Raw genomic sequence first — 1,576 nt, forward strand, 5'->3', positions numbered from 1 at the left:
CTCGTTCCCAGGCTCTGCCTGGTAACGCATATCCAGAGGCTCTGCCTCGCCTTAACCCTCTAACAAACCCTCCATTCTCTCCTTTACTCAAACCTCACGATCGACAAAATATTCGTGTTATTTTGAAGTGAGCTTAATCAATATTCAAAATCAAATCATGTCTGGCGATCGCCTGACTCATCTCAAAAGGCGATCGTAGTTATATACAAAAATCAAAACAAGGAATTGGCAATGTTAGAAACTGAGGGCGATCGGAAAGCACGGCAGCGCATTGAAAATGCACGGCAAAAGGGAGCAAGAGGACTCGATCTTAGCCGTCTGAAACTGACGGAACTGCCAGAGACGATCGCCTCCCTTAAACAGTTGCAAGAGCTTAACCTATCCGACAACCGACTGAGGGAAGTGCCAGAGGCGATAGCCTCCCTCACCCAGTTGCAACTGCTTAACCTCAACAACAACCAACTGAGGGAACTGCCAGATGCGCTCGCATCCCTCACCCAGTTGCGACAGCTTTACCTCTCCTACAACCAACTGACGAAACTGCCAGAGGCGATCGCATCCCTCACCCAGTTGCGACAGCTTTACCTCTACACCAACCAACTGACGAAACTGCCAGAGTCGCTCGCATCCCTCACCAGGTTGCAACAGCTTGACCTCTCCAACAACCAACTGACGGAACTACCAGAGGCGATCGCATCCCTCACCCAGTTGCGACAGCTTTACCTCGACGACAACCCTCTCAATGCTCACCTCGCCGCTGCCTATGAGCAAGACACTCAAGCCGTCTTGCAATACCTGCAGGCAAAAGCACAAGCACAAATCACCCTGAATGAAGCCAAACTGATTTTGATCGGTGAAGGCGAGGTGGGCAAGAGTTGTCTGTTGGGGGCATTGCGCGAGGATGAATGGCTAGAAAGTCGTCCCACCACTCACGGCGTTGAAATTAAGCCAGTTATTGTCACCCATCCCGACAGTGGCACAGAGATATCACTCAATGGTTGGGATTTTGGCGGTCAACCGGTTTATAGATCGACACACCAGTTGTTTTTCAGTGCACCAGCCGTGTATCTGGTGGTGTGGAAGCCGCGAGAAGGCCCCCAGCAGGGCTTTGTCAAAGAGTGGATTACCTTGATTAAGCATCGCGCACCGGATGCCAAGGTGCTAGTAGTCGCCACCCACGGCGGCCCCGGACAGCGACAACCCGACATTGACAGACAGGAAATTCAGGATCGATTCGGCAGCGATACAGTGCTTGACTTCTTCCATGTAGACAGCAAACCCAATCCTCAGAACTCCTGCACCGGGCTGGCAGAATTAAAAGCAAAGATTGCTAGTGTCGCCGCATCTCTTCCGGAAATGGGACGTTCCGTTCCCGCCAAGTGGCAGCGAGTGCGGGAAATCTTGCAGACAAACGACAAAGCCTATCTGCCCTACGATGATGTCCTTGCCATCTGCGCTCAACAGGGAATCGATAAGGAACAAGCAGAACTTTTCCTTCGCATTTCCCATACCTTGGGGCATATCATCCATTACCATTACGATCCAATACTGCGGGATATCGTCATCCTCAAACCCG

At 51.4% G+C, this 1,576-nt stretch carries 1 protein-coding gene; it reads left to right on the forward strand.

Going from position 1 to position 1,576, the window contains the following annotated elements; all coding sequences use genetic code 11:
- Positions 1–231 precede the first annotated feature (231 nt).
- A partial coding sequence (locus ACUVJL_RS19725) for a leucine-rich repeat protein (RefSeq protein ID WP_445247389.1) occupies positions 232–1,576 on the forward strand: 1,345 nt, incomplete at its 3' end.

This window comes from Microcoleus sp. OTE_8_concoct_300, from assembly GCF_031383065.1.
GTDB lineage: Bacteria > Cyanobacteriota > Cyanobacteriia > Cyanobacteriales > Microcoleaceae > Microcoleus.